The organism is Lacrimispora sphenoides JCM 1415 (genome assembly GCF_900105615.1).
Classification (GTDB): Bacteria; Bacillota; Clostridia; order Lachnospirales; family Lachnospiraceae; genus Lacrimispora; species Lacrimispora sphenoides.
Genome location: NZ_LT630003.1, coordinates 2,119,311 through 2,141,327, shown reverse-complemented (window position 1 = coordinate 2,141,327; position 22,017 = coordinate 2,119,311). Strand labels below are relative to the sequence as shown.

Below are 22,017 nucleotides of genomic sequence, written 5' to 3'. Positions count from 1 at the left end.
CGTCTAATAGATAGAACCCCAGAGAGGAGGAAGAAATGAAACAAAAGATTGAAGAAGAGGCAGAACGAATCCTTTTGAAAAATTATGAATCTTATTACCGGCTTGCGTACAGCTATGTAAAAAATGAACAGGATGCCTTGGATATCGTTCAGGAGAGTGCATACCGGGTAATTAAGGAATGCAGGAAACTGAAAGAAGAAATATATCTGTCGACCTGGATTCACCGGATCGTTATAAATGCATCCATTGACTTTTTAAGGAAGCAGAAAAAGGAAAGCGTAAGCTTTGATGAGGTTGAGATTCCACATGAAGACAGCTATAAGGAAGATGACCCCTTGGAGCTTTTAAGTTCTTTAGAGGAAAAGGATCGTATAATCGTGATTTTGAAATATATGGAGGAATGGAAACTGGAAGAAATCGCTCAAATTCTGGAGATGAACGTGAGCACCGTAAAAGCCAGGCTTTACCGGGCGCTGAAGAAACTGAAGATCATATTGGAACCAGAGGTTACTTAGGATAGAAAGGAGCAGTTATTATGGAACGCAGTGATGAGGAAAGACTGTTAAGAATGAAAGATAGTTACCATAATATTCCTGTGCCGGAGGCTGCCCGAGCAGGCGTGGCGGCAGGAATTGAGAGAGCAAAAAAAGAAAAGAGGATAACGAAGATGATGAAATTGACAAAAAGAACAGGTATATCAGCGGCAGCAGCGATGGCAGCTATTGTAATTATGGCAAATGCCAGCCCGGTTACTGCCAATGCCATGGAAGAAATCCCGGTTTTAGGCGCAATCGCAAAGGTTGTTACATTCCGTACCTTTGAGGATACCAATAATAATTATGAGGCTAAAATAGATATCCCAAAGGTTTCCATCAATGAAAAGGATAATGTAAAGGTTAACCGTTCCATCGAAGACTATGCCAATCAGCTGATTGCGGAATATGAAAAACAGGTGGCAGGTGATCAGGTTGGAGATGGCCACTATTCCGTGACCTCCAGCTATGATGTTGTGACAGACAACGAAAAGTACCTCTCCCTGCGGATCAATACAACCGTTATCATGGCCAGCGGAGCGGAGTATGTAAAGATCTTTACCATTGATAAAGAAACAGGAAATGTGGTGTCTTTAAAGGATCTGATGAAGGATAAGGCCGACTACATTACTGCCATCAGCGATAACATCAAAAAACAGATGGAAGAGCAGATGGCTGCGGATGATTCCAAGATGTACTTTTATAATACGGGAGAGGATTACGTGGATGAATTTAACCTGATCACCGGGGATGAAAGCTTTTATTTTAATGAGAATGGTGAAATCGTAATCGTATTTGACGAATATGAAGTGGCGCCGGGATACATGGGCGCAGTTGAGTTTACCATACCAAAAGATGTGACAGGATTTTAAATGATAGATCTGGAACCTAGTTCCTGATGACAGCAAGTATGCAGAAAGAAATGCCGCAAACCCTTAGGGTTTGCGGCATTTCGTACTTCAGGCACTGCACATCTGGGAAGCTATTAAGTATCAGAAACCTCTACGGCTGTTTCAAGAGTGTGCCATGGCATGGCTGCACACTTTACCCGCGCGGGCAGATTAGAAATGCTTTTCAATGCGGCTGCTTCTTCAAGCGGTTCTAAGTCCTTGTCATTTGTAGTTTTACGCTGTATCATCGCGGTAAACAATTCCGCGAGGTATTTTGCCTCAGAGAGAGACTTTCCTTTTATCAAGTCAACCATCATGGAAGCTGATGCCTGGGAAATCGCGCAGCCTGTGCCGGTATAGGAGGCGTCCGTGATCCGGCCATGGTCGATCAGCAGCTCAAGTTCTATTTCATCCCCGCAGCTTGGATTTTTCCCTGCCAGGCTAACGCTGGCCTGTTCCAGATGGCGGCGGTTTCTTGTGGATGTGCTATGTTCGGTGATTATTTCCGTATAAATCTCATTTAGTTCCAAGTTTCAACACCTCCCTGACCTTGCTTAAGGATTCTATCAAAACATCGATATCCTCTTTGGTATTGTAAAAGCACAGGCTGGCACGGCAAGTGGCGTTTACGCCCATATGCCTCATCAGCGGATGAGCGCAATGATGCCCTGAACGTATTGCCACGCCATCCGCACTGAGTATTGTCGATACATCATGGGGATGCGCCCCGTCAATATTAAAGGAAATGACGCCCGTGCGGTTAGAGCCGCTTTCCCTGCCGTAAACGGTAACATGGGGCATAGTATTAAGCTGTGCAAGCGCATACCCAGTCAGCTCATGTTCAACCTCTTCAATCTGCTTATAACCGATAGTTTCCAAGTAATCAATTGCAGAGTGCAGGCCAACTGCACCCTCCACGTTTTGTGTACCGCCCTCAAATTTCGCGGGGCCGTCCATGAAGGTGGCAGTCTGCTCGCTCACAACGTCCACCATCCCGCCGCCAAAGAGCAGCGGCTGCATTTTGCTCCAATGCTCTTTTTTTGCGTATAAGACACCGATCCCCATGGGAGCGTACAGCTTATGACCCGAAAAAGCCAGAAAATCTACATCCAATGCCTGCGCGTTGACCGGCATGTGGGGTATGCTCTGCGCCGCGTCCAAAACGACAACTGCGCCGGCCTCATGGGCCCTTTTGATGAGTTCCCCAATCGGATTGACGATTCCTAATACGTTAGAAACCTGTGCGACAGCGACGATCCTGGTCCGGGAGGTGATGTTCGCGGCAATTTCTTCCGGTTTCAGCTTTCCGTTTTCATCGGTGTAAAGATATCTAAGCCGTGCGCCTTTTGCTTTTGCCACAGTCTGCCACGGGATTAAATTACTGTGATGTTCCGCGATGGAGATCAAAATCTCATCGTTTTCCTGGAGGACATCCATACCATAAATGCCAGCCACGAGATTGAGGGATTCGGTGGTTCCTTTCGTAAACACGACTTCCTCTGTACTACCCGCGCCTATGAAGCCCGCTACCTTATCCCGTGCGGTTTCGTAAAGCTCCGTTGCCTTCTCGCTTAAGGGATATGCCCCGCGATGGGGGTTGGCGTTATACTGTTCATAATATTTTCTCAAGGATTCAATCACCTGTGTGGGCTTTTGAGTGGTAGCAGCGTTGTCAAGATAGACCAGTCTTTTTCCGTTTACCGTGCTGTTTTTAAGCAGAGGAAAATCCTCTGAGTAGTTAGTTCGCATTGTCCAGCACCTCCTGAATGAATAAGGAAATATCTTCCCGCAAGCTGTCTGGCACTATGTTTTCCAAAACAGAATTGAATGACGCCATTGCAATCAGCTTACGTGCCTCTCTTTTTTCTATACCGCGGCTCATCAGGTAAAATAGCTTGTTCTCGTCAATTTTTCCGGTGGTGGTGGCGTGCTGCCCTTCCACGTCATCTTCGCCGCACAAGAGTAACGGTGCGGAAAGATTGATCGTATCAGAACCGAGTACCATTACGCTTTCTTCTTCCCGGCCTTTTGCTCCTGCCGCACCAGGAAGAAAATCAAGCGTGCTTTTTGCCGTTTTGTGTGCCTTGTCAAACAGCGCGCCCCGGATGTTGATATTACCCTGCGTATTTTTGGCCTTGTATTCAATACGGTAATTGAAATCTAGCGCCCTTTCGCGGTTTACGGCATAAGCGCCGTCTAAATCAGCGGATGCGCCATTTCCTGCTAACTGGACGCTGCAGCCGGAAACGGATTTTTCTGCCCCTCCTTCAATCAGAACTACATGGGCGGCTGCACCTGCATCTACGTTTACCTCTGTTGCGTCAACGCCTGTATGATTCTCCGCCAATCTTTGCGCCTTTATCAGCGTGATATTTGCGTCTGCATTTACATGAAGCGATGTGTATCCGCAGTGGAAACAGTTTGCACCGCCGTCAGACGCATACCTGATCACTAGGGTAGCGCTGCTTCCGGCTTCCGCGCAGATAATCAACTCATCCGACAGGAAAGCGTTGCTGCCGTCGAGATGAAAGTCCAGCATGATCGGTTCCTTTGCCACGAACCCTGCCGGGATCGTGATATACAGGCGGTAATTGCAGAACGCCGCTGCGTATCCTTTGATATCACGAAGGCTGGCCGGAGGATTTTCTGTTACTTCCAATGCAGGTTCACGGCTGATCCGTAACCCGGAATAATTCTTTTGCAGTGGATTCCCGGTATAGGCGGGCATACCGTCAAGATCGATCGCTACGGACGTATCGTTTATTTTGAGCATGTTCCATGTTGAAACCTGCAGCTTATTGAGCCTTTCTAATGTATGATTCATGCCAACCTCCTCTTAACCGATGCCGCCCTCAAATTCAAGGGCCACCAGCCTGTTCATTTCCACGGCGTATTCCAAAGGAAGCTCCTTTGTAATAGGTTCCACGAAACCGCGGACAATCAGCGCCTTGGCTTCATTTTCGTCAATTCCCCTCGTCATCAGGTAAAAAACCGTTTCCTCACTGATGCAACCGATTTTTGCTTCGTGTCCGATATCCACTTCGTCATTTCGTATATCCATCACAGGGATTGTGTCTGAGCGGCTCTCGCTATCCAGCATGAGGGATTCACAGCTTACGCTGGATTTGCTGTTTTTCGCCTCGGGCAAAACAGTAACAGCGCTGCGGTAGATGGCTTTCCCGCCGCTTTTGGAGATGGATTTTGACGATACCGTGGATGAAGTATTCGGTGCGGCGTGAATCACCTTAGTGCCAGTATCCAGTTCTTGTCCCGCGGCGGCAAAGGTGATACCCGTAAACTCGCTTCTGGCCCCTTCTCCCCGCAAAATACTGCTGGGATACAGCATGGTGATATGGGAGCCAAATGTACCGGAAACCCACTCAATTGCGCCGTTTTTTTCCACTGCCGCGCACTTTGAATTGAGGTTCATCATATTCCTCGACCAGTTTTCGATGGTAGAATACCGCAGCGTTGCGTCTTCCCCCACATAAAGCTCCACACAGCCGGCGTGCAGATTCAGCGCGTTATACCGGGGAGCGGAACAACCCTCAATGAAATGTAGCCGTGCACCTTCCTCCAGAATAATCAGTGTATGCTCGAACTGACCGGCTCCCGGCGCGTTGAGCCGGAAATAGGATTGCAGCGGCATATGAACCTCGACCCCCTTTGGCACATAGACAAAGGACCCGCCCGACCAGACCGCACCATGCAATGCAGCAAATTTATGTGCCGTGGCGGGTAGCAGTTTCATAAAATGTTTTTTTACGATATCCTCGTACTCATGGAGTGCGGTATCCATATCGGTGTAAATCACACCCTGCTGGCGCATCTCTTCTTTAATGCTGTGATAAACAACCTCAGAATCATACTGTGCACCCACGCCTGAGAGCGCCAGTTTTTCCGCTTCGGGGATGCCCAGCCGGTCAAATGTCTGCTTAATTTCATCGGGAACCTGGTTCCAGTCATCCGTCATCGCCATATTTGGGCGTACATAGGTAACTATATGGTTCATATCCAATTCGTGAAGGCTTGGTCCCCAATTTGGCAGAGGAAGCCGTTCATAAACGGCGAGGGATTGTAACCTGTGTTCCAACATCCAGCCCGGTTCGTTTTTTCCTGTGGATATATCGGTAACGATTTCCGCAGTCAGTCCTTTATCTACTTTATACGCGGCGTTTTCCGGGTTTGCAATGTCATAGGCGTCACGGTTGATTTCCTCAACCTGTGTTTTTTTACGTTCCATCATGTCACCTCCTCAGCCGCTTTGGAAGGTGAGAGAGAAGTGAAGCCGCTGCGGTTCACCTCAACAATCAGCGAGGCATCTCCGGTTTTGATAATCTGCCCGTCAATCAATATATGTACCATATCAACATTGATACTTTCTAAAATTTTCGTGCTATGGGTGATGATCAGCAGTGCGTTTTCTTCATTTTTATAGCTTCGTACACCCTCTGATACCGTTTTGACAGCGTCAACATCCAGGCCGGAATCTGTTTCATCCAAAATAGCCAGCTTTGGGTGAAGCGCCAGCATCTGCAATATTTCATGCTTCTTCTTTTCCCCGCCCGAAAACCCGACGTTTAAGTACCTTGTGGCGTAACTCTCGTCAAAATCCAGACGCGCCATAAGCTCTTTTAATTCCTTGTGGAAGTCCCAGGCCCGCTCGTTGTTACCGGTAACCGCATACCGCGCCGTGCGCAGAAAGCTTTCCACCGTGATCCCGTCTACTTCCTCAGGATTTTGAAATGTCATAAAGATGCCGCTTCTTGCCCTTTCATCTGTTTTGGTACAGGTGATGTCTTTTCCTTCAAATACGATGCGGCCTTCCGTCACCGTATAGTTCGGATGTCCCATGATGACACTCGCCAGCGTAGATTTCCCCGCACCGTTCGGTCCCATGATCACATGGGTCTCTCCTGGATTTATTGTTAAATCTACCCCCTTGAGGATTTCGTTATCACCTGCATAAGCTCTTAATTTAGAAATAGTAAGCATGTCTTATTCCTCCTTCCTTTCTATCCCGTTTCCGCAGATACCGCCTGATTGACAGGCAAACTCACTGATAGGCATACATTCCTTTACTTTTTCGAAAAAATCCAGAATAACCCTTGCGTTGGCATCGCTGAGAGAACAGAAATATTGACACAGCTTTTGGTTAGCTTCGCTATGGTATTCCTGATGCTTAACCCTTACCTGCTCCCCCTCCGCTGTAAGTCTGTAATATTTTTCTTTCTTATTCCCGGGCATTTTATATCCTTCAATCAGTTTCTTTTCTGTCAGCTTTACCGTCATCTGAGTAATCGCGCCTTGCGTAACGCCCATAATTTCCGATAGCATACGTGCATTTGCATCGGGATGGTCATAAATCGCATCTATCAGGCTCAGTTCTGCGTGATAAAGCAAATTTGAGTCGCTATATATTTGAGGGATTCTCTGCTCATCCGTGATCATAGCTATAACTTCAAATAAATTCCCAATTAATTTACATTCCATGTTCTTTTTCCCTCCAATATTTTTACGAAACAATGGCTGATGTTGATTTTAATTTCGAATTTAGTATAGCACCTAAAGAATCTGCTGTCAATATACTTTAGCTACTAAAGAATATAGACGATTTCTTACTTGATGGGTGAGAGAATGTGCATCTTTTTATTATTTATTGTTAAGCCAAATATTACAATGCCTTGAATGCAGCTACGATTATATAATCATAATATAAAACGGTGAAGTTACACGGAAATGATTATATGTGGATTATAAAACATGCAATATTGTGAAAAGTGTATTTGAAAAAATAATTAGTTTTATTTATATGAAAAATATGCATAAATGAGTGCGATAAAAATGTATAAAATACACAAAATATTTAAAACGAACATAAAATATATAAACGGTCATTTAACGCTCTTGAAAAACTCGTATCCTAATGTTATTATCTACATGTAAAGATAAATACGAACATAATCGATCATAAAACGATCGTAAAAAGCAAGGGAGGATGTTTAGATGAGCAAAGTGGAAGAAATCACAAGGGAAAGCTGGATCATGAGCACGTTTCCTGAATGGGGAACCTGGCTGAATGAAGAAATTGAACATGAGACAGTGGAACCCGGAACAGTGGCTATGTGGTGGCTGGGCTGTACGGGCATGTGGTTTAAAACACCGGGCGGCTGCAACATTACCGTGGATTTGTGGTGCGGTAACGGAAAGCGTTCTCATGGAAACGGTAAGATGGCTGAGGGTCATCAGATGGCAAATATGTGCGGTGCAAGAAAGATGCAGCCTAATTTAAGGGCAGTTCCTTTTGTACTCGATCCGTTTGCTGTTAAGCATGTAGATGCAGTTCTGGCAACCCATTACCACCAGGATCATATGAGCCCGGAATATGCTGCCCATGTGATCCAAAGCAATATAACAACCGTAGATGAGAATGGAAAAGAAATTCCGGTTCCTTTTATCGGCCCTAAGAAATCCGTTGAGCTGTGGCAGAAATGGGGGGTTCCTGCGGACCGGTGTATTACAGTAGTGCCCGGAGACAGCATCAGGATAAAGGATATTGAAATAGTGGCACTGGATTCCTTTGACAGGACCTGCCTTGTAACAACGGATTCCACCGGCCCGGACCGGGAGGAGCTGATGGGAAAGTGTCCCATGGATATGGATGAAAAGGCGGTAAATTATCTGATCAAAACGCCTGGCGGAAATATTTATCACAGCGGCGATTCCCATTACTCCATTTACTTTGCAAAACACGGAAAGGATTATGACATTGATGTTGCTTTTGGTTCTTATGGAGAAAATCCGGTAGGAATGGCAGATAAGATGACCTCCTGTGATATCCTCCGCATGGCTGAAGCTTTAAGATGTAAGGTGGTAATCCCCATTCATTATGATGTATGGACCAATTTCATGGCAGACGTGAATGAAATCAGGGTACTCTATCATATGAAGAAGGATCGGCTGGCTTATAAGTTTCACCCGTTCTTCTGGGAAGTAGGCGGAAAATACGTTTATCCCAGAGACAAGGACAAGCTGGCTTATCATCATGAAAGAGGCTTTGAGGATTGCTTTGAAGCACCTCAGAATATTCCGTTCCGTTCACTTTTGTAATCAGGAAAAAGGAGAAACCATGCTGAGAGATTTTGTGGAGAAGAAACATTATAAGTTTGCCAGAGAAGCAAAGGACTGGGAGGATGCAGTCCGGATGAGCTGTGAATGTCTGGAAGAGGACGGGACAGTCGAAGAGAATTATAAGGAAGAGATCATTGCCTGTATTAAAAAATACGGCCCTTATATCATCATTTTACCGGACATTGCAATGCCTCATTCCCAGGAGGGGGCAGAAGGCGTGCATAAGACTACGATCGCCTTCATGAAACTGGAAAAGCCGGTCAGCTTTGATGCAGAGGACCCGGAAAAGGATGCACAGCTTTTCTTTACCCTGGCCTCCTGTAATCCGGATCAGCATTTAAATAATATGAGCCGGTTATCGGAGCTGCTGGGCAATGAGGAAGTGATCGCCGAACTGAAAAAAGCCAAAGATTCAGAAGATTTACTGAGAATACAGGAACGATATTTGGATTAGGGAGAAGGGGGTAATGCAATGGATATTTTATTGAAGGTATGGACTTTTTTTGCCACAAACGTATTGCAGCAGCCGGCATTTATGATTGGTCTGATCGTTATGATTGGTTACATCTTGCTGAGAAAACCGTGGTATGATATACTTGCTGGGACTTTGAAAGCGATCGTGGGTTATTTGATCTTAATGGTTGGTTCCGGCGGACTGGTAAACAACTTCCGGCCGGTATTGGTAGGCTTAAAAGACAGGTTCCAGATGAATGCCATGGTAATTGATCCGTATTTTGGCCAGAATGCTGTTACAGCCGGCGTTGAGGAAGTGTTTGGAAAAGGATTTGGTGATGCGATGATTCTGTTGTTCATCGCCTTTATCGTCAACATTCTTCTTGTGCGTTTTTCTAAATATACCAAGCTCCGTGCACTGTTTACCACCGGAAATGTACAGGTCCAGCAGGCTGCTACCGCATACTGGCTGATCATGTTTGCCTGTCCGTTCCTGTTAAACGGAAGAGTTGCCATGCTTGTGGTAATGGCCCTTCTTTTAGGAGCCTACTGGGCTGTAGGGTCAAACCTGACAATCAAGCCGTGCCAGGAGGATACGGACGGTGCCGGCTTCTGTCTGGCTCATCAGCAGATGTTCGGTGTTGCACTCAGCTACTATCTTGCAGGCAAGCTCTTTGGAAAAGAAAGCAAGAAAAACAATGGAAAAGAAATCAGGAAGATTGAAGATATTGAGCTGCCAGGTTTTATGTCCATCTTTAATGACAATATGGTCTGTACTTCCATCTTAATGGTTATCTTCTTCGGAGCGATCCTCTGTATCCTTGGCCGGGATTATCTGGTTGAAGGAGAGTTTATGAAAGAGGGAGCCAGCATGTTCTTCTATGTCCTTCAAACCTGTTTATATTTTGCGGTGTATCTGGCAATTCTGCAATTAGGTGTGCGTACCTTTGTGGCGGAGCTGACAGCTTCGTTCCAGGGAATTGCAGACAGAATTCTCCCTGGGTCTGTACCGGGAGTGGACTGTGCCGTAATCTTTGGATTTGGTGCGGCCAATGCCGTGACCCTGGGATTCTTATCAGGCTTTGTCGGACAGATTCTGGCTATTGTTGCGCTGATTCTGTTAAAGAGTCCGGTGCTTGTTATATGCGGTTTCGTTCCTGTTTTCTTTGATAACGCCACCATCGGTGTTTTTGCAAATGAAAAGGGCGGATTTAAGGCAGCCCTGATTCTTCCCTTCTTCTCCGGATTATGCCAGGTATTCGGATCTGCATTTATTGCAGGCTGGGTAGGCATGGCAGCCTATGGCGGATACTTGGGAATGTGGGACTGGGCGGTCATATGGCCGGTATTTACCGTAGTCATGAAATATTTAAGCTACATTGGTATTGGAATCGTGCTGGTTGCACTCCTTGCCATTCCGCAGATCCAGTATTGGAAGGATAAAAAAGGTTATTTCCTTATGACAGAGGATTATGAAGCGTATAAAGAAATGAAGGCAAATAAATAGTAAATGAGATTAAGGAGGGTTTTCTCGTGGCAGGTAAAAATTTAAGCTTTTTGGTATGTTGCGCAAATGGGGCAGGCTCAAGCCTGATGGCACAGATGACCTTGGAGAAAGTGTTAAAGAAGCATAATATCAAAGCGACAAAGGTACATCATTGCGCTCTTTCAGAAGGAAAAGGATCCGCTCCCCAGTACGATGTAGTGGTTTGTGCACAGAACTTTAAAGATATGTTTGCAGATGCTGAGAAAAAAGGCATTAAGATCGTTGGACTTAAGAATGTGATGTCTGCTCCGGAGATTGAAACCAAATTAAAAGAACAGGGAATCATTCAGGAAGGTTAATGTATATAATTTTCGTCTGCCGGTGTTTTTTCCTGGCAGACGGTATCCAATAAACGGTGGATCGTAACAGTAATCAAATATTGATAAAAGTGCAGGTGAGCCTATGAAAAGAGAATACGCCCTTGTGGAGGAGCGAAGAGAGCATATATTGGATATCGTAAGAAACAGTCCCAAGGTATCCGTGAACAGCTTGGCAGAACAATGCGGGATTTCTGTGATAACAGTTCGAAGAGATCTGCAGTATCTGGAAGACAGGAAGCTTTTAAAACGCTGTCATGGCGGCGCCATTCCCATTGAAAAGGGCCCTGCGCAGGCAAATGAAATATTACTTTACAGACGGCTGATTGCCAGCTATGCTGCAACGTTGGTAGATGATAATGACACGCTGTTTATTAACACCAGCAGCACTGCCCTGCAGATACTGGAATATATCAAGAGCAGGAATGTGACGGTCATAACCAACAATGGAAAAGCGATTAACAGTGAACATGGAGCCGGTGTAAATATTATTCTCACCGGCGGCGAGCTTCGCTACCCGAAAGAAGCCATGGTAGGAGATCTTGCGGTCAGGAACCTTCAAAACATCTATGCCAAAAAGGCATTTATGGGGTGTTCCGGTATTTCCGTTATGTCCGGGATGACGACCGAGATCATGAATGAGGTGTGTTTAAACGAATTAATGATCGAACACACAAGAAGCGAGCTGTATATCCTGGCCGATCATACAAAGATAGGAAAGAACAGCAGCTTTTCAAGCTGCAGCATAGGCAAAGTTCAGCATTTGATTACGGATGAAAAGGCGCCTGAAGAAATTTTAAAAGAATTTAAGGAGGCTGGAGTGCAGATCCACCAGGTGAAAAAAGGAGGTTTTTAATGAAAACCTATACACTTGGGTTGTATGAAAAGTCAATGCCGGCTGAATTAAGCTGGAAAGAAAAACTGGAAGCCGCAAAGAGCGCCGGTTTTGATTTCCTGGAAATGAGTATAGACGAAACTGAGGAGAAGCTGGAACGTCTGGAAATGACAGAAAAGGAACGTCTGGAACTGATAAAACTGACAAAGGATGCAGGTATTCCCATTGGTACCATGTGTTTAAGCGGACACCGGAAGTATCCCCTGGGAAGCCATGACCCGGAAGTCAAGAAAAAAAGTATAGAAATCATGAGCAAAGCCATAGAACTGGCATCGGATCTGGGAATCAGGATCATCCAACTGGCCGGATACGATGTGTACTATGAAAAATCGGATGAAGAAACGAGGCGGTATTTTACTGACAACCTAAAAAAAGCTGCCGAAATGGCTGCATCCGCCGGTGTGGTACTTGCATTTGAAACCATGGAGACCGGATTCATGAATACAGTGGAAAAAGCCATGAAATATGTGAAGCAGGTTTCCTCTGTCTACTTAAATGTTTATCCTGATATCGGGAATATAACAAATGCCGCGTTTACCAATGGAACGGACGTATTGGAGGATTTAAAGCTTGGAAGCGGGCGGCTTGCCGCCATGCATTTAAAAGAGACGAAACCAGGCATATTCCGTGAGGTTCCTTACGGCGAGGGCCATGTAGACTTTAAAAAGGCCATTGAGACTGCATGGAAGCTCGGAGTGAGGATCTATGTAGCGGAATTCTGGTACACGGGAAATTCCTCCTGGAAGGAAGATCTGGTTGCGGCAAATCTTAAAATGTCCGGAATATTAAAGGAGCAGGAATGAAAGGGAGTAAATAAATGAAGATTGAAAAAAAGGTGATGGGAAATTTAACGAAATGCTATTCCATAGCCCCGCTTCGTTACAAAGGGACCGATCACATCCTGGTTGCGGCGGAAAAAGTCGACCGCTGTCTGTTGTTTGATGCAGAAGGCAATTTAGAAGATACCATTTGGACAGAGCCTGGCGGTGTAATGACCATGGTACAGGTTCCTGGTACGGACGGACAGTTTCTGGCAACTCAAAAATTCTATTCTCCCAATGATTCCAAAGAAGCAAAAATTGTCATAGTGACCCCTGATGAACAAAATGGCTGGGAGGTAAAGACTTTAGTGAATTTGCCCTTTGTCCACCGGTTTCATATTGTGGAACGGAACGGCATCAACTATTTGATTGCATGTACCTTAAAGTCAGGCCATGAATTTAAAGATGACTGGTCCTCGCCGGGAAAGGTATATGGGGCGGTCCTGCCTGAAGACTTAAGCGGATTTAACGATGAGCATCCGCTTCCATTGAAGGTGATTAAGGATGGCATGCTGAAAAACCACGGCTATTATAAGGTGGAAGATGGTGGCCTTCAGACCAGCATTATATCCTCTGACAGCGGCGTATACCAGTTCATTCCGCCGGAGCAGCCCTCTGGGGAATGGGAAATCCGCCAGCTGATAAACGAGGCGGCAAGTGATGCGGTACTGGTGGATTTTGATGAGGACGGAGAGAAAGAATTAGCCACGATTTCCCCATTTCACGGGGATAAAATCAGCATCTGGAAAAAAACAGACGGGCAATACAGGGAGGTCTATGTTTATGATCAGCCGGCTGAGTTCAACCATGCCATTTTCGGAGGGCTGCTGTGCGGCAGACCGGCCCTGGTCATCGGACACCGGCAGGGAGGACGCAATCTTCTGGCATTTACCTATAATCCCTTGCAGAAATCCTATGAAGTACAGATCATAGACCGAAATTGCGGTCCTGCTAACGTATACAAGTATACAAATAATGGAAAAGAGATCATCATATCCACCAATCATGGTACCGATGAAATCGCCATGTATACACTTACACCATAGGAGGAGAAACATGTTAGAAGACTTAAAGAAGCTTGCTTACGAAGCCAATATGGAACTGCCTAAGTACGGTCTTGTCACCTTTACCTGGGGCAATATCAGCGCCATAGACCGAGAAAGAGGCATGTTTGTCATTAAGCCCAGCGGTGTGGATTATAACCAGCTTAAGCCGGAAGATATGGTGGTTATGGATTTAGAGGGCAGAAAGGTGGAAGGAAAATATAACCCTTCCTCTGATACTGCCACTCATCTGGAACTTTATAAGGCATTCCCAAAGATCGGCGGAATCGTGCACACCCATTCTTCCTGGGCAACCAGCTGGGCCCAGTCCGGGCGGGGGATTCCCTGCTATGGCACTACCCATGCGGATTATATATACGGAGAAGTTCCCTGCCTTCGCTGCCTGACAAAGGAAGAGATCGAGGAAGGGTATGAAAAAAACACGGGACTTCTGATTGCAGACTATTTTAAGGACAAAGAGTATATGGCTGTACCGGCCTGCCTCTGTAAAAACCACGGTCCTTTTACCTGGGGGAAGGATCCCAAAGAGGCTGTGCATCATGCAGTGGTTTTAGAAGAGGTAGCCAAAATGGCTTTCCGGTGTGAACAGATCAATCCGGATGTCATCCCGGCACCGCAGGAACTGCAGGATAAGCATTATTTAAGAAAGCATGGGACCAATGCATATTATGGTCAAAAGAATAGGGAGAATGTAAGATAGATTTTTAAGACAAAGTAAATGAGGGGATATCAGAAAGCTTTTTTGATAAGCTGTCATAAGGGAGGGAGAAATCTCTCCGGTATATGTAAAAGCCTGCCTTCCTAAGCGGAAAGGTGGGCTTGTATTTATTAGGAAGCCGTTACCTAAGAAAGGTAATTCTTCATTGTCTTTAATGCATTTTTTTCCAGACGGCTTACCTGTGCCTGACTGATATGGATTTCTTCAGCAACCTCGGTCTGTGTCTTTCCTTCAAAAAAGCGCATGTCAATGATATGGCGCTCCCTCTCGGGAAGGCGTCTCATGGCCTCGTTTAAGGAGATGTCCTCTACCCAGTTTTCCTCTAAGTTTTTTTTGTCACTGATCTGGTCCATGACAAATAGAGGATCACCGCCGTCAGAATAGACCGGCTCATAAAGGCTGACCGGGCTTTGAATGGCATCAAGAGCATAGGTGATGTCTTCTTTGCTGACTCCGATCTCATCGGCGATTTCCATCAGGGTAGGTTCCTTTAAGTTTTTCTTCATTAAATTTTCTTTGGCATAGATTGCCTTGTAAGCGGTATCACGCAGGGACCGGCTGACGCGGATAGAATTATTATCCCGAAGGTAACGCCGTACTTCGCCCAGAATCATTGGCACCGCATAGGTGGAGAACCGGACGTTCTGCGTAATATCGAAATTATCAATGGCTTTGATTAAACCGATGCAACCGATCTGAAATAAGTCGTCAACGTTTTCATTGCTGCCTGAAAAACGTTGTATGACACTGAGAACCAGTCTTAAGTTTCCCTTGATGTAATCTTCTCTGGCTTTTTTATCTCCATCAAGAATCCGTTTGAACAGAACTTCCTTCTCTTCGTTATTAAGAAGAGGAAGTTTGGAAGTATTGACACCACAAATCTCTACTTTGTATCCAGACATATCTTTCCCTCCGCATCATTCATTATTCTCATACAGAAATGATGTACTCAATCGAGGGCTTTTATACGATAGCCGGATCAAAATTATTTTCCAGTTTTTAGGGCATTATTAATCCTGCTTATTTTTTTCATATAGAACCAGCAATCCCTTTAATAGCAGAGCCTCGTCATAATGAATTTTATGATAACAAAGCGGGACGACAGAGGAAGCCAGACCTCCGGTCGCCACAAGGCTTGCCAAAGTCCCTAATTCTTCCTCCATACGGTCGATGACACCGTCGATCATGGCGGCATTGCCGTAAAGGATTCCGTTTTTCATGCAGTCAATGGTATTTTTGCCGATCACCCTGGTCGGTTTGTTTAAACCGATGTAAGGGAGCTGGGCGGCCCGGCTGCTTAAGGAATCCAGGGAGACTCTGAGGCCGGGGAATATAATTCCGCCGGAATAGTTTCCATCCCGGTCAATGACGGACATGGTAGTGGCAGTTCCCATGTCAACGATAATGATGGGAGCCTGATATTCCTTTAAAGCAGCTACCGCATTGACGATCAAATCGCTGCCAACGGTCTTAGGGTTGTCCATCTTGATGTTGAGTCCGGTCTTCATTCCGGAGCCGACCACCATGGGTGTCTTGCCTGTTATTTTTTTAACAGCGCACACGACCACATCCGTAAGAGGAGGAACAACCGAAGACAGGATTGCCCCTTCGATGGATGAGAGGGGCATGTTATGAATTTCCATAATATCTTTTATATTAACCGCATATTCCAGCTCGGTTTTTCCGTGATTGGTGGTAACTCGCTCTACAAAGTAAATGCCGGTATTGTCGATGCCGCCTATGACAATATTGCTGTTTCCCATATCTATGGCCAAAATCATAAAGGGAACTCCTTTCCAACTTTTTTTTCTTGTGCTATACTGTAGAGTATCATATTTTAAGACGAAAAACAACGGGAGGCACTTATGCTGAAAGGAAAAAATATCATTTTGGGTGTAACAGGAAGTATTGCGGCCTATAAGATAGCCGGACTTGCCAGTATGCTGGTTAAAAAGGGCTGCAACGTACATGTCTTAATGTCCCAAAATGCAACGAATTTTATTAATCCCATTACGTTTGAAACATTGACAGGCAATAAATGCCTGGTGGATACTTTTGACCGCAATTTTCAGTTCAACGTAGAGCATGTATCCATTGCCAAGCTTGCCGACGTTGTAATGATTGCACCGGCCAGTGCCAATGTGATCGCAAAGCTGGCTCATGGGATGGCGGATGACATGCTGACAACCACTGTTTTGGCATGCAGATGCAAGAAGATCATTTCTCCTGCCATGAACACCAATATGTATGAGAATCCAATTGTTCAGGATAATTTAAGGATTTGCGAGTCCTATGGCATGGAAGTAATCAAACCTGATTTCGGGTACCTGGCCTGCGGAGATATTGGGGCAGGAAAGATGCCGGATCCTGAGGTGCTCTTTGATTTCATTGAAAAAGAGGTGTGCTTTGAAAAAGACCTGGCAGGAAAGAAGATTCTGGTAACGGCCGGTCCTACCAGGGAATCCATTGATCCGGTCCGGTTTATCACAAACCATTCCACAGGGAAAATGGGCTATGCAGTGGCAAAGGCTGCCTCCTTAAGAGGGGCGGATGTGACGCTTGTGAGCGGGATAACGGATACGCCAAAGCCCAGGTTTGTACACTTAATAGAGGTTGGCAGCGCAAAAGAAATGTTTGATGCGGTTACGGCAGAAGCGGAATCTCAGGATGCTATCATTAAGGCCGCCGCTGTGGCGGATTACCGTCCAAAGCATGTGGGGACGGAAAAAACAAAGAAAAAAGAGGGAGAAATGGTTATAGAACTGGAACGGACGGACGATATCCTTAAATGGTTGGGAGAGCACCGTAGAAAGGGACAGTTTCTTTGCGGCTTTTCCATGGAGACCCAGAATATGATGGAAAATTCAAGAGTAAAGCTTGATAAAAAAAAGATAGACATGATTGTTGCCAACAACTTAAAAGTGGAAGGCGCCGGCTTTGGAACAGATACCAACGTAGTTACCATCATAACCAGGGAAAAAGAGCGGCCACTTAAGACCATGACAAAAGATGAAGTAGCGCATCACATTCTGGATGAGATATTTACCCGTCAGAATGAGGGAAAGAAGGAGTAGGAATTATGAGAATTGAGAAAAGACAAATCGCTGTACCAGGGCAGTTGACCGGCCCTGTGTGTTTGACTGGTTATTTACTGGACAGCATAAGCGTTAACCCGGATAAGCTTCGCCCTGCTGTTATTGTGCTCCCGGGAGGCGGATACAGCCGGCGGTCGGATCGGGAGAGTGAGCCCATAGCCTTGCAGTTTATGTCCATGGGCTGCCATGCCTTTGTCTTGGATTACAGCGTGGACCCCAATCGTTTCCCCACTTCCTTAAGGGAGCTTGCGGAAGCGGTAGCTGTCATCCGGCAGCACGCAGCAGAGTGGAAGGTTGACACCAATAAAATCATTCCATGCGGTTTTTCTGCCGCCGGGCATTTGGCCTGCAGCCTTGGGGTTTTCTGGGACAGGGATTTTGTGTGGGAACCCATAGATCGGACTCCGGAGGAGATCCGTCCGGACGGGCTGATTTTAAATTACCCTGTGATCACAAGCGGGGAGTTTAAGCATGCCGGTTCTATCTTAAGTCTTTTGGGAGAGAATGCGGCAAAGGAAGATACAGAGGCGGTTTCCTTAGAGAACTTTGTTACGGAAAAGACTCCGAAAGCTTTCCTTTGGCATACGTATACCGATGCTGCTGTGCCCCTTGAAAACAGTCTGCTCCTGGCTTCTGCCATGAGAAGGCATGGCGTGAATTTTGAACTTCATGTTTATCCTGCGGGCTGTCATGGCCTGTCTCTGGCCAGCGAAGAAACCGCAGGCTCCAACGAGTCCCTCTTAGAACCTTCCTGCCAGAGCTGGATTTCTCTTGCAAAAACCTGGCTTTCTAATTTTTAACCGAATCAGGCAGCGATAGCTGCTATTCGGTTATGCCCGGTAGAGCGGGGCACGCTGTGAGCAAGCAGCGGAGCGGATTGCGAATATCCTCTTAACTATGGTAGATAGAATCTTGACTTATGGTTAGAATCATACTACAATAGACGAGATCTAGACGTGAATTTTGGAGGAACTATTTTTGTGAATATAGCGGAAGAAATTAAAAAGAGAAGAACATTTGCTATTATTTCCCATCCGGATGCGGGAAAGACGACCTTGACGGAGAAATTTCTGCTTTATGGAGGAGCCATTAATCTGGCTGGTACCGTAAAAGGAAGAAAAGGCGCCAAGCATGCCGTTTCCGACTGGATGGAGATTGAAAAAGAGAGAGGTATTTCCGTCACCTCCTCTGTGTTACAGTTTAATTACGACGGATTCTGCATCAACATTCTGGACACACCAGGTCACCAGGATTTCTCTGAGGATACCTATCGTACCCTTATGGCGGCCGATTCCGCTGTCATGGTCATTGACGGTTCCAAAGGTGTGGAGGCTCAGACCATCAAGCTGTTTAAAGTCTGCGTTATGCGCCATATCCCCATTTTTACATTTGTGAATAAGATGGACCGGGAAGCAAGAGATCCATTTGAACTGATGGATGAGATCGAGGAAGTGCTTGGAATCCGGACCTGTCCTGTCAACTGGCCCATAGGCTGCGGAAGAGAATTTAAAGGGGTTTATGACCGCTTTAAAGAAACTATAACCACATTCCGGGCGAATACGAACGGCCAGAAGGAAGTGGAGGCTACAGAAGTCCAGCTGGGGGATGCCCAGGTGGATGCAATGATCGGAGAAAGCTTTCACCAGCAGCTTATGGAGGATATCGAGCTGCTTGACGGCGCCAGTGATGAACTGGATATGGACCGGGTCGGCAGGGGAGACTTATCTCCTGTATTTTTCGGTTCTGCTCTCACAAACTTCGGGGTAGAGACATTCCTGCAGCACTTTCTTCATATGACAACTTCTCCGCTGCCAAGACTGACGACTACAGGAGTTGTGGACCCGTTTGAAGAGGATTTTTCCGCTTTTGTATTCAAGATCCAGGCCAACATGAATAAGGCTCACAGAGACCGTGTTGCATTCATGCGGATCGTCTCCGGCAAGTTTGATGCAGGCATGGAAGTACATCATGTGCAGGGCGGCAAAAAGATGCGTTTGTCCCAGCCGCAGCAGATTATGGCCCAGGACAGGAAGATCGTGGAAGAGGCCTATGCAGGTGATATTATCGGTGTCTTTGATCCGGGCATTTTTTCCATCGGAGATACCCTTTGCAAATCCAATGAAAAATTTGAATATGAAGGGATTCCTACCTTTGCACCAGAGCATTTCGCAAGAGTGCGGCAGATGGATACCATGAAAAGAAAGCAGTTCATCAAAGGCGTAAACCAGATTGCACAGGAAGGTGCCATTCAGATCTTCCAGGAGTTTAATACCGGAATGGAAGAGATCATCGTGGGAGTCGTGGGAGAACTGCAGTTTGAGGTTTTGACCTATCGTCTGGAAAATGAGTACAACGTGGAAGTAAGGCTTGAAAAGCTTCCATATGAATATATCCGCTGGATCGTGAACAAAGAAGAAATTGATGTAGCCAAGATTCAGGGGACGTCCGATATGAAACGGATCAAGGATCTAAAAGACAATCCTCTTCTTTTATTTGTCAACAGCTGGAGCGTTGGCATGGTATTGGAGCGTAACCCGGGACTAAAGCTTTCTGAATTCGGCCACAACTAAGAAAAACGTTTTGTGAGTCGTTCGCATATTTAGATGCAGGAAAGCTGGTAACGGTTTAGTAATCATAAAATATAAGGAGGCAGCAGACAATGAGTAAGATTGATGAAGTAAGGGCAGCCATGGTAGAGGCAATGAAGGCAAAGGAAAAACAGCGAAAAGATGCTTTATCCATGCTTCTTTCTGCTCTTAAAAATTTTGAAATCGATAAGAAGGATCATACCCCTATTACGGAAGATGAGGCCAATACAGTTGTAAAGAAGGAAATCAAACAGAATCAGGAAACTCATGATCTTGCGCCTGAAGACAGGACGGATATCCGGGAAGAAGCGGCGTTTCGTATTACCGTTTATAAGGAATTTGCTCCGGAGGATATGGGAGAGGAGCAGATCAGGGAGATCATCCAGTCTGTTCTTGAGGAACTTGGAATTGAAGCTCCTACTGGAGCAGACAAAGGAAGGATCATGAAGACCCTGATGCCCAAGGTAAAAGGCAAAGCAGACGGCAAAGCAGTAAATGACGTGCTGGCATCTATGATGAAATAAAAAAAAGGGGCGTGGATCATGTATAGGAAAGAAATAGAAGAATATATAGAGTCACATAAGCAGGAAATGATAGAAGACATCTGTACGCTGTGCCGCATTAACAGTGAAAAGATGCCCTACAGGGAAGGGATGCCCTATGGACCGGGAGCGTTTGAAGCTTTGAATGAAGCGCTGGATATTGCGGAATCCTATGGTTTCTCCATTACCAATTATGATAATTATGTTGGAACGGCAGATTTAAACGACAAGGAGAGCCAGCTTGATATCCTGGCCCATCTTGATGTGGTGCCTGCAGGAGAAGGCTGGAAGGAGACAGAGCCTTTTGAGCCTGTAGTAAAGGGAGATAAACTATTCGGCAGGGGAACCGCAGATGATAAGGGCCCGGCTGTTGCAGCTCTTTATGCCATGAGAGCTGTAAAAGAGTTGAATATACCCCTTAATAAAAATGTTCGGCTGATTCTGGGAACAGACGAAGAGTGCGGAAGCTCAGATATCGCCCATTATTATGCCATAGAAAAGGAAGCACCGATGACCTTTTCGCCTGACGGCTCCTTCCCGGTTGTGAATACGGAAAAGGGTGGCTTAAACGGCCATTTCACCGCAGAATGGGCAGCTTCTGACCAGCTTCCAAAACTGGTGAGCGTAGAGGCCGGAACCAAAGTAAACGTGGTTCCTGGAAAGGCCAGTGCAGTTGTGACAGGCCTCGATGCAAAAGTTCTTGAACATGCAGCGGCAGAGTGTGAAAAAAGGACGGGAATCCGCTTTGAACTGAAATTGGATGAAGATACAGCCATCATAACTGCAATCGGTAAAAGTGCTCATGCCTCTCTTCCTGAAGAGGGTAATAACGCCCTGACCGGACTTCTTTTATTCTTAACAGAGCTTCCTCTGGCCGAATGCGAACAGATGATCATGATCCGCCGCCTTCTGGAGCTGATCCCTCATGGGGATACTTCAGGAGATGCTTTGGGAATAAAAATGGAAGATGAGCTTTCCGGCAGCCTGACTCTGGCATTCAGTCTCTTAAAGGTGACAGAATCCGGTTTAGAGGGTACCTTTGACAGCCGGTGTCCGGTCTGTGCGACTGAGGAGAATGTCCTTTTAGTGGTAAGAAGAAACATGGCGGAAAAGGGCTTTACCCTTCACAATGATTCCATGAAGCCTCCTCATCATGTGGATGGAAATTCGGAATTTGTAAAGACCCTGCTCAGTGCTTATGAAAGCTATACGGGCCGCAAGGGAGAGTGTGTATCCATGGGCGGCGGTACCTATGTCCATGAATTAAAGAACGGCGTTGCCTTCGGCGCTTCCATGCCGGGGACAGATAACCGGATGCATGGAGCTGATGAGTATGCAGTCATTGACGAACTGATTGTAAGCGCAAAGATATTCGCGCAGGTGATTGTAGACTTATGTTCATAAAATTAGGTTTTTATTTCAAA

General features: G+C 45.9%; 23 protein-coding genes. 15 read left to right on the top strand and 8 right to left on the bottom strand.

The genetic code is table 11. The features are described 5' to 3' along the window. The first annotated feature begins 35 nt into the window (after positions 1 to 35). A complete protein-coding gene (locus BMX69_RS09625) occupies positions 36 to 515 on the top strand; it encodes an RNA polymerase sigma factor (protein ID WP_054789975.1) in 480 nt (159 codons plus the stop codon). Between the two features lie 20 nt (positions 516 to 535). Then, positions 536 to 1,405 (top strand): anti-sigma-V factor RsiV, encoded by an 870-nt coding sequence (gene rsiV / locus BMX69_RS09620; RefSeq protein ID WP_100042224.1) that lies wholly within the window; start codon positions 536 to 538, stop codon positions 1,403 to 1,405. 113 nt (positions 1,406 to 1,518) lie between these two features. Here the strand turns inward: rsiV and sufU are convergent, their stop codons facing one another. From sufU to BMX69_RS09590, 6 genes are read right to left on the bottom strand one after another with little or no spacing between them, the layout of a single operon-like run. Next, on the bottom strand, positions 1,519 to 1,953 hold the full coding sequence (gene sufU / locus BMX69_RS09615) for a Fe-S cluster assembly sulfur transfer protein SufU (protein ID WP_054789976.1): 435 nt from the start codon (positions 1,951 to 1,953) through the stop codon (positions 1,519 to 1,521). After that, positions 1,940 to 3,172, bottom strand: a complete 1,233-nt coding sequence (locus BMX69_RS09610; RefSeq protein ID WP_100042223.1) for a cysteine desulfurase — start codon at positions 3,170 to 3,172, stop codon at positions 1,940 to 1,942. The genes sufU and BMX69_RS09610 overlap by 14 nt, the downstream gene beginning before the upstream one ends. Next, a complete protein-coding gene (locus tag BMX69_RS09605) occupies positions 3,162 to 4,247 on the bottom strand; it encodes a SufD family Fe-S cluster assembly protein (protein WP_100042222.1) in 1,086 nt (361 codons plus the stop codon). The genes BMX69_RS09610 and BMX69_RS09605 overlap by 11 nt, the downstream gene beginning before the upstream one ends. Before the next feature lie 12 nt (positions 4,248 to 4,259). Beyond that, on the bottom strand, positions 4,260 to 5,666 hold the full coding sequence (gene sufB, locus BMX69_RS09600; RefSeq protein WP_174715237.1) for a Fe-S cluster assembly protein SufB: 1,407 nt from the start codon (positions 5,664 to 5,666) through the stop codon (positions 4,260 to 4,262). Continuing rightward, positions 5,666 to 6,418, bottom strand: a complete 753-nt coding sequence (gene sufC, locus BMX69_RS09595) for a Fe-S cluster assembly ATPase SufC (protein WP_054789979.1) — start codon at positions 6,416 to 6,418, stop codon at positions 5,666 to 5,668. Before sufC ends, sufB begins: the two co-directional genes overlap by 1 nt. Before the next feature lie 3 nt (positions 6,419 to 6,421). Further along, a complete protein-coding gene (locus BMX69_RS09590; RefSeq protein ID WP_100042220.1) occupies positions 6,422 to 6,916 on the bottom strand; it encodes a MarR family winged helix-turn-helix transcriptional regulator in 495 nt (164 codons plus the stop codon). A 513-nt stretch (positions 6,917 to 7,429) separates the two neighbouring features. Here BMX69_RS09590 and ulaG point away from each other — a divergent pair. The 8 genes from ulaG to BMX69_RS09550 all read left to right on the top strand — a co-directional run bounded on the left by ulaG (position 7,430) and on the right by BMX69_RS09550 (position 14,350). After that, on the top strand, positions 7,430 to 8,533 hold the full coding sequence (gene ulaG, locus BMX69_RS09585; RefSeq protein WP_100042219.1) for an L-ascorbate 6-phosphate lactonase: 1,104 nt from the start codon (positions 7,430 to 7,432) through the stop codon (positions 8,531 to 8,533). Positions 8,534 to 8,552: 19 nt separating this feature from the next. Then, the gene (locus tag BMX69_RS09580) at positions 8,553 to 9,008 is read left to right on the top strand and encodes a PTS sugar transporter subunit IIA (RefSeq protein WP_025233506.1); all 456 of its coding nucleotides are present in this window, start codon (positions 8,553 to 8,555) and stop codon (positions 9,006 to 9,008) included. An 18-nt stretch (positions 9,009 to 9,026) separates the two neighbouring features. After that, positions 9,027 to 10,514: a PTS ascorbate transporter subunit IIC gene (locus BMX69_RS09575; protein ID WP_100042218.1), complete on the top strand. Its 1,488-nt coding sequence runs from the start codon at positions 9,027 to 9,029 to the stop codon at positions 10,512 to 10,514. A 26-nt stretch (positions 10,515 to 10,540) separates the two neighbouring features. Further along, entirely contained in the window at positions 10,541 to 10,852 is a 312-nt protein-coding gene (locus BMX69_RS09570) for a PTS sugar transporter subunit IIB (protein ID WP_025233504.1), read from the top strand. 103 nt (positions 10,853 to 10,955) lie between these two features. Further along, complete coding sequence (locus BMX69_RS09565) at positions 10,956 to 11,726, top strand: DeoR/GlpR family DNA-binding transcription regulator (protein WP_092250651.1); 771 nt, start codon at positions 10,956 to 10,958, stop codon at positions 11,724 to 11,726. After that, entirely contained in the window at positions 11,726 to 12,568 is an 843-nt protein-coding gene (locus tag BMX69_RS09560) for an L-ribulose-5-phosphate 3-epimerase (protein ID WP_054790024.1), read from the top strand. Before BMX69_RS09565 ends, BMX69_RS09560 begins: the two co-directional genes overlap by 1 nt. 14 nt (positions 12,569 to 12,582) lie before the next feature. Beyond that, positions 12,583 to 13,632, top strand: a complete 1,050-nt coding sequence (locus BMX69_RS09555) for a hypothetical protein (protein ID WP_100042217.1) — start codon at positions 12,583 to 12,585, stop codon at positions 13,630 to 13,632. A 10-nt stretch (positions 13,633 to 13,642) separates the two neighbouring features. Then, positions 13,643 to 14,350 carry an L-ribulose-5-phosphate 4-epimerase gene (locus tag BMX69_RS09550; protein ID WP_100042216.1) on the top strand — a complete coding sequence of 236 codons (708 nt, stop codon included), beginning with the start codon at positions 13,643 to 13,645 and terminating at the stop codon, positions 14,348 to 14,350. A gap of 143 nt (positions 14,351 to 14,493) precedes the next feature. Here the strand turns inward: BMX69_RS09550 and sigG are convergent, their stop codons facing one another. Together sigG and BMX69_RS09540 are read right to left on the bottom strand one after the other, a co-directional pair. Continuing rightward, positions 14,494 to 15,270 carry an RNA polymerase sporulation sigma factor SigG gene (gene sigG / locus BMX69_RS09545; RefSeq protein WP_025233499.1) on the bottom strand — a complete coding sequence of 259 codons (777 nt, stop codon included), beginning with the start codon at positions 15,268 to 15,270 and terminating at the stop codon, positions 14,494 to 14,496. Between the two features lie 108 nt (positions 15,271 to 15,378). Continuing rightward, positions 15,379 to 16,149, bottom strand: coding sequence for a type III pantothenate kinase (locus BMX69_RS09540; protein WP_054789981.1), 771 nt, complete (start codon positions 16,147 to 16,149; stop codon positions 15,379 to 15,381). 84 nt (positions 16,150 to 16,233) lie between these two features. Between BMX69_RS09540 and coaBC the strand changes: the two genes are divergently transcribed. From coaBC to pepV, 5 genes are all read left to right on the top strand, one after another. Next, positions 16,234 to 17,442 carry a bifunctional phosphopantothenoylcysteine decarboxylase/phosphopantothenate--cysteine ligase CoaBC gene (gene coaBC, locus BMX69_RS09535; RefSeq protein WP_100042215.1) on the top strand — a complete coding sequence of 403 codons (1,209 nt, stop codon included), beginning with the start codon at positions 16,234 to 16,236 and terminating at the stop codon, positions 17,440 to 17,442. A 5-nt stretch (positions 17,443 to 17,447) separates the two neighbouring features. After that, positions 17,448 to 18,263: an alpha/beta hydrolase gene (locus BMX69_RS09530; RefSeq protein WP_100042214.1), complete on the top strand. Its 816-nt coding sequence runs from the start codon at positions 17,448 to 17,450 to the stop codon at positions 18,261 to 18,263. A 180-nt stretch (positions 18,264 to 18,443) separates the two neighbouring features. After that, positions 18,444 to 20,033: a peptide chain release factor 3 gene (locus BMX69_RS09525; protein ID WP_100042213.1), complete on the top strand. Its 1,590-nt coding sequence runs from the start codon at positions 18,444 to 18,446 to the stop codon at positions 20,031 to 20,033. 89 nt (positions 20,034 to 20,122) lie between these two features. Beyond that, positions 20,123 to 20,575: a GatB/YqeY domain-containing protein gene (locus BMX69_RS09520; RefSeq protein ID WP_054789982.1), complete on the top strand. Its 453-nt coding sequence runs from the start codon at positions 20,123 to 20,125 to the stop codon at positions 20,573 to 20,575. A gap of 18 nt (positions 20,576 to 20,593) precedes the next feature. Then, complete coding sequence (pepV, locus tag BMX69_RS09515; protein WP_100042212.1) at positions 20,594 to 21,997, top strand: dipeptidase PepV; 1,404 nt, start codon at positions 20,594 to 20,596, stop codon at positions 21,995 to 21,997. Positions 21,998 to 22,017: the final 20 nt, after the last annotated feature.

What these genes read in the sequence shown, in the direction of transcription:
- sufC (WP_054789979.1), bottom strand. Translation starts at nt 6,418, where the DNA reads ATGCTTACTATTTCTAAATTAAGAGCTTATGCAGGTGATAACGAAATC.
- coaBC (WP_100042215.1), top strand. Translation starts at nt 16,234, where the DNA reads ATGCTGAAAGGAAAAAATATCATTTTGGGTGTAACAGGAAGTATTGCG.
- ulaG (WP_100042219.1), top strand. Translation starts at nt 7,430, where the DNA reads ATGAGCAAAGTGGAAGAAATCACAAGGGAAAGCTGGATCATGAGCACG.
- sigG (WP_025233499.1), bottom strand. Translation starts at nt 15,270, where the DNA reads ATGTCTGGATACAAAGTAGAGATTTGTGGTGTCAATACTTCCAAACTT.
- BMX69_RS09575 (WP_100042218.1), top strand. Translation starts at nt 9,027, where the DNA reads ATGGATATTTTATTGAAGGTATGGACTTTTTTTGCCACAAACGTATTG.
- BMX69_RS09555 (WP_100042217.1), top strand. Translation starts at nt 12,583, where the DNA reads ATGAAGATTGAAAAAAAGGTGATGGGAAATTTAACGAAATGCTATTCC.
- BMX69_RS09610 (WP_100042223.1), bottom strand. Translation starts at nt 3,172, where the DNA reads ATGCGAACTAACTACTCAGAGGATTTTCCTCTGCTTAAAAACAGCACG.
- sufB (WP_174715237.1), bottom strand. Translation starts at nt 5,666, where the DNA reads ATGGAACGTAAAAAAACACAGGTTGAGGAAATCAACCGTGACGCCTAT.
- BMX69_RS09560 (WP_054790024.1), top strand. Translation starts at nt 11,726, where the DNA reads ATGAAAACCTATACACTTGGGTTGTATGAAAAGTCAATGCCGGCTGAA.
- BMX69_RS09565 (WP_092250651.1), top strand. Translation starts at nt 10,956, where the DNA reads ATGAAAAGAGAATACGCCCTTGTGGAGGAGCGAAGAGAGCATATATTG.
- BMX69_RS09605 (WP_100042222.1), bottom strand. Translation starts at nt 4,247, where the DNA reads ATGAATCATACATTAGAAAGGCTCAATAAGCTGCAGGTTTCAACATGG.
- BMX69_RS09540 (WP_054789981.1), bottom strand. Translation starts at nt 16,149, where the DNA reads ATGATTTTGGCCATAGATATGGGAAACAGCAATATTGTCATAGGCGGC.
- BMX69_RS09520 (WP_054789982.1), top strand. Translation starts at nt 20,123, where the DNA reads ATGAGTAAGATTGATGAAGTAAGGGCAGCCATGGTAGAGGCAATGAAG.
- BMX69_RS09550 (WP_100042216.1), top strand. Translation starts at nt 13,643, where the DNA reads ATGTTAGAAGACTTAAAGAAGCTTGCTTACGAAGCCAATATGGAACTG.
- BMX69_RS09625 (WP_054789975.1), top strand. Translation starts at nt 36, where the DNA reads ATGAAACAAAAGATTGAAGAAGAGGCAGAACGAATCCTTTTGAAAAAT.
- rsiV (WP_100042224.1), top strand. Translation starts at nt 536, where the DNA reads ATGGAACGCAGTGATGAGGAAAGACTGTTAAGAATGAAAGATAGTTAC.
- pepV (WP_100042212.1), top strand. Translation starts at nt 20,594, where the DNA reads ATGTATAGGAAAGAAATAGAAGAATATATAGAGTCACATAAGCAGGAA.
- BMX69_RS09590 (WP_100042220.1), bottom strand. Translation starts at nt 6,916, where the DNA reads ATGGAATGTAAATTAATTGGGAATTTATTTGAAGTTATAGCTATGATC.
- BMX69_RS09530 (WP_100042214.1), top strand. Translation starts at nt 17,448, where the DNA reads ATGAGAATTGAGAAAAGACAAATCGCTGTACCAGGGCAGTTGACCGGC.
- BMX69_RS09580 (WP_025233506.1), top strand. Translation starts at nt 8,553, where the DNA reads ATGCTGAGAGATTTTGTGGAGAAGAAACATTATAAGTTTGCCAGAGAA.